The sequence below is a fragment of the Streptomyces spongiae genome, from assembly GCF_009377185.1.
In the GTDB taxonomy this organism is placed as follows: Bacteria; Actinomycetota; Actinomycetes; order Streptomycetales; family Streptomycetaceae; genus Streptomyces; species Streptomyces spongiae.
The window spans coordinates 1-6,179 of sequence record NZ_VJZC01000587.1; the positions used below are offsets into that span (position 1 = coordinate 1).

Genomic DNA, 6,179 nt, shown 5'->3' on the forward strand with positions numbered 1-6,179 from the left:
GGCCCCGCAGGGCCCGTGCCGCCGTCGTCAGGAAATCGGTCTCGCGGGAGCGCCAGGCGTCAGGCCGCCGAACCCGCCTTCCAGGAAGCCCAGTCCATGTTCCAGCCGTTCAGGCCGTTGTCGGGCTTGATCGTGGTGTCGCCGGTGTTCTTGATGTCGACGACGTCACCGACGATCGAGTTGTTGTAGAACCAGGCACCCGCCGTGTTCGGGTCGTTGGCGCCCTTGGTGTCCGAGAGGCCGACACACCCGTGGCTGGTGTTCACGCTGCCGAAGATCGACTTGGCGCCCCAGTAGTTGCCGTGGATGAACGTGCCGGACGTCGACAGACGCATGGCGTGCGGCACGTCCTTGATGTCGTACTCGCCCTTGCCGTCGTCGTCGGTGAAACCGACCGTCGCACCGTTCATCCGGGTCTCCTTGAACTTCTCGGAGATCACCATCTGGCCCTGGTACGTCTTGTTCTCGGGCGAACCGGCAGAGATCGGGATGGTCTTGATGACCTTGCCGTCCTGCATGACCTTCATCTGCTTGGACTGGGCGTCGACGACCGAGACCTGGTTGCGGCCGATCTTGAAGGTGACCGTCTTCTGCTGTACGCCGTAGACACCGTTGGAGCCCTCGACCCCGTCGAGCGCCAGCTTCACGGTGACGGTCGAGTCCTCCTTCCAGTACTCCTCGGGCCGGAAGTCGAGCCGGTTCGGGCTGAACCAGTGACCGACGACCTCCTGGCCGGAGGTGGAGGAGACGGTGATCCCCTTCTGCACGGCGGCCTTGTTCGTGATGGCCTTGTCGAAGTTGATCGAGACGGGCATGCCGACGCCGACCGTGGAGCCGTCCTCCGGCGTGAAGTAGCCGAGGAAGCTGTTGTCCGGGGAGACGGTGGTGAACGTGGAGTTCTCGTGGGCCGCGCGGCCCTCGGAGTCCTCCGCTTCGGCCGTGATCTTGTACTGGGTCGCCCGCTCCAGCTGACCGCTCGGCGCCCAGCTCTTCTTGTCCGCGGATATCTCGCCGGCGACGGCGGTACCGTCCTCGGTCTCCATCTTGACGGACGTCAGCTTGCCCTTGGCGACGGTGACCTTGGCCGCGCTGTTGATGGAGGCGTTGTCGGAGCCGTCCTTCGGCGTGATCTTGATCTCGGCCACGGAGGTCTTCTTGGCCGCCGCCTCGTCGGCCTTGGCCTGCGAGGTGTCGCCACCGGAGCCCGACGCCTTGTCGTCACCTCCGCTGCACGCAGAGAGCACCAGCACCCCGCCGAGCAGTGCGGACGCGACCGCGAGGCCCTTGCGCCGCCTACTGTTGGTCATCACACGCTTCTCCATCGTTGCCGAATCCCCAAAGCCCAGAGAATTCCCCGTACGAACCCAAACGCCACGACCGGCTCATCCCGTTCCACATCCTCCGGATGTGTGGGGCACACCACTTCCGGGTCCGGTCGACGCCGACCGGACGGCTGGTGCTGGGACCAAAGTGGCCAGTGCGCCTCGTGAGACGACAGAACCCCGGGCAGCGGTTGCCGCCCGGGGCTGTGAATCTCGCCCGCCGCGCGTCAGCCGGTCCCGTCTTCCTCTTCGTCCTCGTACACATCATCCTCGTCCGGGCCCCAATCAGGCGAATCAGGGTCGTAGTCGATTTGCTCACTGCTCCAGGACGCCTGGGCCAGATCGACCCCGGGCACCTCGCTGACCAGGTCGAACGGGTCAACGAGGTACGCGAGGGCCTCAGCTGTGTCCTGCGTCACCGCGCTCTCGGCGTGTACCCGCTCGTCCGCCGGCATATCGTCCGCGCCCTTGATGCGTTCCAGGGCGGCCTTGGTCAGCGTGTCCGCGCTCTCGACCTCGACCACCAATTCCACCCGAAGCCGGACGAACTGTGATGTCTCAGAAGCGTTCATAGGCGGGAGCGTACGTCTTACAGCTCCCGTGACTTTCCCGTGACCCGCGCCGTTCACTAACATCACCCCACACGGCCAATTCGCCAGCTCCACAAGGGGATCGATATTTCGTGTCCGCCGCACGTCGATCGTCGTCAACCGCACGTCGAACGCTGCTGACCGCCACCGCCGCGGGAACCCTCCTCGCCGCCCTGTGGTTCGTCCCGTCCGCGAACGCGACGCAGGACGGAACAACGCAGCGACAGCTGACGACCATGAGCGCGGACACGACGACCGAGACGTCCACGTCCACGGGCGCGGTCACCACCTCCGACTCCTCGGAGTCCACGGGCACGGCGACCCAACTCGCCGACACCGGCAGCCCGAACACCACGCCGTACCTCGTCGGCGGCACCCTCTTCCTCGGCCTGGGCGCGGGGTTCGTGGCGTACTCGGTCCGCCGGGAACGCACGGCGCTCTCCTGACCCGTACGCGACACCGGCCAGGCTCTCAGGCCAGCGGCCCCGTCACCGGCTCCACCGCCGCGACGAGGCGCCCCTCCCGGACGAAGGCGTCGGCCGCGGCCAGGTCGGGGGCGAGGAAGCGGTCCGGCCCCGGGCCCTCGACGCCCGCCTCGCGCACCGCCTCCAGCACCGCCTGGGAGGCCGGGGCTGGGGTCAGCCCCTCGCGGAGTTGGATGGCGCGCGTGGCGGCGTAGAGCTCGACGGCCAGGACACGGGTCAGGTTGTCGACGGCCGTGCGCAGCTTGCGGGCCGCGGACCAGCCCATCGAGACGTGGTCCTCCTGCATGGCCGAGGAGGGGATGGAGTCGGCGGAGGCCGGGACGGCGAGACGTTTCATCTCGCTCACCAGGGCCGCCTGCGTGTACTGGGCGATCATCAGCCCCGAGTCGACGCCGGGGTCGTCCGCGAGGAACGGCGGGAGCCCGTGACTGCGGTTCTTGTCGAGCAGCCGGTCCGTACGGCGCTCCGCGATCGAGGCGAGGTCGGCGACCGCGATGGCGAGGAAGTCGAGGACGTACGCCACGGGGGCGCCGTGGAAGTTGCCGTTGGACTCGACGCGTCCGTCCTCGGGCAGGACCACCGGGTTGTCGACCGCCGACGCCAGCTCCCGCTCGGCCACCACGCGCGCGTGGGCCATCGTGTCCCGGCCGGCGCCCGCGACCTGGGGCGCGCAGCGCACCGAGTAGGCGTCCTGGACGCGGGGCGCGCCCTCCTGGTGGTGGCCGGTCAGGCCCGACCCCTTGAGGACCGCGAGCATGTTGGCGGCCGAGGCGCCCTGGCCGGGGTGCGGGCGGATGGCGTGCAGTTCGGACGCGAGGACCTTGTCCGTGCCGAGCAGGGCCTCCAGGGTGAGGGCCGCCGTGACGTCGGCGGACCGGTAGAGCAGCTCCAGGTCGGCGAGGGCCATGACCAGCATGCCGAGCATGCCGTCCGTGCCGTTGAGGAGGGCGAGCCCCTCCTTCTCGCGGAGTTCGACCGGGGCGATGCCGTGGGCGGCGAGCAGCTCTCCGGCGGGCCGTACGACGCCGTCGGGGCCCTCGGCGTCCCCCTCGCCCATCAGCGTGAGGGCGCAGTGGGACAGCGGGGCGAGGTCGCCGGAGCAGCCCAGCGAGCCGTACTCGTGGACGACCGGGGTGATGCCGGCGTTCAGCACGTCCGCCATGGTCTGCGCGACCTCGGGCCGTACGCCCGTGTGGCCCGAGCAGAGCGTCTTCAGGCGCAGGAACATCAGCGCCCGGACCACCTCGCGCTCCACCTTCGGGCCCATGCCGGCGGCGTGCGAGCGGACGATGTTGCGCTGGAGCTGTGCCCGCAGCTCCTGGCTGATGTGCCGGGTGGCGAGGGCGCCGAAGCCGGTCGAGACGCCGTAGACGGGTTCGGGCTTGGCCGCGAGCGCGTCCACGATGTCGCGGGCCGCGGCGAGCGCCGTCACGGCCTCCTCGGAGAGCTCGATCCGGGCGCCACCGCGCGCCACGGCGACGACGTCGGCCGCGGTGACACCGGACGTCCCGAGCACCACCGGGTCCACAGAGTGCATATCCATATTCAGGATCGTAGGGACTGAATCGCAGAATGTCACGACCGGTTCGGGGAAGAGCTCCTTACATGCCGGCTCCTACATGCCCCGTCACTCCGCCTGGCGCCCGCGGATGCGGCGCCGTTCGCCCGTGGGCGAGTCGGTCGCCGGAGGGCGGTCGGCGAGGCGGACCACCGGGTCGTCCGGGCCCGCGCGGCCCGCCACCACCGGCCGCGGCGAGCCCTCCGCCTTCGCCCGGTACTGCGCGGCGTCCGCGAGGCGGAACAGCCGGCGCGGGGACCGTACGGCACCGATCGGGTCCTCCGTCGAGGCCACCCCGCACGCGACCCCCTCGCCGAGTTCCAGCTCCGCCGCCCTGCGGCAGAGTTCACCGGCGACCTTGACCACGTCGTCCGCCGAGGGCCCCGCCACCAGCAGACAGAACTCGTCGCCGCCGAGCCGCGCCGCCAGGGTCCCCGGCAGCATCGCCCCGCACAGCGACAGCACGGATCCGAACCTCTCCAGCAGACGGTCGCCGACCGCGTGCCCGTGCGTGTCGTTGACCCCCTTCAGCCCGTTCAGATCGCAGACGACCAGACTGACGACCGTCCCGTCGGCCTTGTGCCGCTCGACCGCCTCGCCGAGCCGGACGTCGACGGCACGACGGTTGGCGAGCCCCGTCAGCGGGTCGGTGAACGCCAGCCGGCGGGCCTCCTCCAGCCGCTCGGACTGCGCGATCCCGGCCGCCACGACGGCCGCGAGCACGGTCGCGAACTCCGCGTCCCGCGTACGGAACACCGCCGCGCCCGCCGGACGCGCGATATACAGCTCGCCCCACGCGCGCCCGTGCAGCACGACCGGCGCGATCACACAGCAGCCCCGACCGCGCCGGCGCAGAGCGGCGACGCGCTGGTGGCAGTACACCTCCGCGTCGGGCCGTCCGGTCGGGCCCTCGACCGTCTCGACCCACGCGCTGGGTCCGATCCCGCCCGCCCAGCGCTCGTGCAGGAACTCCGTGATCTCGGGGAACTGGTGCACGGGGTAGGACTCGCCGTCGGGGAACTCCTCCTCGTCCGGGGCCCTCTTCCCCACGTTCACGAGCACCTTCAGGCGGCCCAGGTCGCGTTCCCACACCGACAGCGCGGCGAAGCTCCCGGCGAGCGCACGGCACGCGCCCCCGGCCGCGGCCCGCCAGGCCTCACGCGGCGTGTGCGCGGCCGCCATCCCCTGCGCCAGCGCCACCACGGCCCGCAACCGCCTGTCGTCACCCATCACTCCAGGCTAGGGAGTTTTGCGATGTTTTGGGGTATTGGTATGGCCGACTGACCTCCTACTGATCTACTCGCCCGGCCACTCCGGCGGCCGCTTCTCGTTGAACGCCGCCACACCCTCCGCCCGGTCCCCCGAGAACGCCACCGACCGCCATGCCGCGTCCTCCACCTCCAGCCCCGCCCGCAGGTCCAGCCCGTGCCCGAGACGCAGCGCGCGCTTGGCGGCGCGCAGGCCGACGGGCGAGTTGGCGGCCATCCGAGCGGCGAGGGCCAACGCCTGCGTACGGTCCTGCCCCTCGTCCACCAGCTGGTCGACCAGCCCCAACTCCCGCGCCTCGACGGCCTCCAGACGCCGTGCGGTGAAGATCAGCTCGGCAGCGCGCGCGGCCCCCACCCGTCGCGGCAGCAACTGCGTGCCTCCCCCGCCCGGGATCACGCCCACCGACACCTCGGGCAGCCCCACCACGGCCGTACGGTCCGCCACGATCACGTCGCACGACAGCGCCAGTTCGAAACCCCCGCCCAGCGCGAACCCGTGGACGGCGGCGACCGTGGGCATGGGCAGCTCCAGCACGCCGGTGTACGCGGCGCGCGCGACGGGCCGCTGGCGCACCAGGTCGGCATCGCTGAACGAGTTCCGCTCCTTCAGGTCGGCCCCCACACAGAAGGCCCGCTCATGGGTGGAGGCCAGGACGACCACGCGGGCGTCCCGGTCGGCGGCGAGGGCCTCGCAGGCGCCGGCGATCGAGCGGGCCATGTCGGTCGAGACCGCGTTCATGGCCTTGGGCCGGTCGAGCACGAGCTCCGCGACGTGACCGTGCCGCCGCACGACGACGTACTCCCCGAACCGCCGCTCGTCCCCTTGGCCCGCCCCTTGCTCCGCCATGACGCCCTCCTGTTAACGCGGGTTAACTTCCGGTGGCCCCGATCATCGCAGCCGGGCCCCGCCGGGGGAAGTGGGGGAGTTTCCGGGGGAAGTACGGCCGGGCCACCCC

The 6,179-nt window shown here is 70.9% G+C and carries 6 protein-coding genes; 1 reads left to right on the top strand and 5 read right to left on the bottom strand.

From position 1 onward, the window contains the following. Nucleotides 1-59 precede the first annotated feature (59 nt). Together FNH08_RS42145 and FNH08_RS42150 are read right to left on the bottom strand one after the other, a co-directional pair. Nucleotides 60-1,307: a L,D-transpeptidase gene (locus tag FNH08_RS42145; RefSeq protein ID WP_152776797.1), complete on the bottom strand. Its 1,248-nt coding sequence runs from the start codon at nt 1,305-1,307 to the stop codon at nt 60-62. A 242-nt stretch (nt 1,308-1,549) separates the two neighbouring features. Continuing rightward, nucleotides 1,550-1,894 carry a hypothetical protein gene (locus tag FNH08_RS42150; protein ID WP_152776798.1) on the bottom strand — a complete coding sequence of 115 codons (345 nt, stop codon included), beginning with the start codon at nt 1,892-1,894 and terminating at the stop codon, nt 1,550-1,552. A gap of 110 nt (nt 1,895-2,004) precedes the next feature. Between FNH08_RS42150 and FNH08_RS42155 the strand changes: the two genes are divergently transcribed. Continuing rightward, nucleotides 2,005-2,358 carry a hypothetical protein gene (locus FNH08_RS42155; RefSeq protein WP_322726336.1) on the top strand — a complete coding sequence of 118 codons (354 nt, stop codon included), beginning with the start codon at nt 2,005-2,007 and terminating at the stop codon, nt 2,356-2,358. A gap of 25 nt (nt 2,359-2,383) precedes the next feature. Here FNH08_RS42155 and hutH read toward each other — a convergent pair whose 3' ends face one another. The 3 genes from hutH to FNH08_RS42170 form a co-directional block, all read right to left on the bottom strand. Then, complete coding sequence (gene hutH, locus FNH08_RS42160) at nt 2,384-3,940, bottom strand: histidine ammonia-lyase (RefSeq protein WP_194238813.1); 1,557 nt, start codon at nt 3,938-3,940, stop codon at nt 2,384-2,386. 84 nt (nt 3,941-4,024) lie between these two features. Further along, nucleotides 4,025-5,185, bottom strand: a complete 1,161-nt coding sequence (locus FNH08_RS42165; protein WP_152776799.1) for a GGDEF domain-containing protein — start codon at nt 5,183-5,185, stop codon at nt 4,025-4,027. A 66-nt stretch (nt 5,186-5,251) separates the two neighbouring features. Continuing rightward, nucleotides 5,252-6,070 carry an enoyl-CoA hydratase/isomerase family protein gene (locus FNH08_RS42170; RefSeq protein ID WP_152776800.1) on the bottom strand — a complete coding sequence of 273 codons (819 nt, stop codon included), beginning with the start codon at nt 6,068-6,070 and terminating at the stop codon, nt 5,252-5,254. Between the last annotated feature and the right edge of the window lie 109 nt (nt 6,071-6,179).

Excerpts from the sequence above, each read along its gene's own strand:
- FNH08_RS42145 (WP_152776797.1), bottom strand. The coding sequence starts at position 1,307 with ATGACCAACAGTAGGCGGCGCAAGGGCCTCGCGGTCGCGTCCGCACTG.
- FNH08_RS42150 (WP_152776798.1), bottom strand. The coding sequence starts at position 1,894 with ATGAACGCTTCTGAGACATCACAGTTCGTCCGGCTTCGGGTGGAATTG.
- hutH (WP_194238813.1), bottom strand. The coding sequence starts at position 3,940 with ATGGATATGCACTCTGTGGACCCGGTGGTGCTCGGGACGTCCGGTGTC.
- FNH08_RS42165 (WP_152776799.1), bottom strand. The coding sequence starts at position 5,185 with ATGGGTGACGACAGGCGGTTGCGGGCCGTGGTGGCGCTGGCGCAGGGG.
- FNH08_RS42170 (WP_152776800.1), bottom strand. The coding sequence starts at position 6,070 with ATGGCGGAGCAAGGGGCGGGCCAAGGGGACGAGCGGCGGTTCGGGGAG.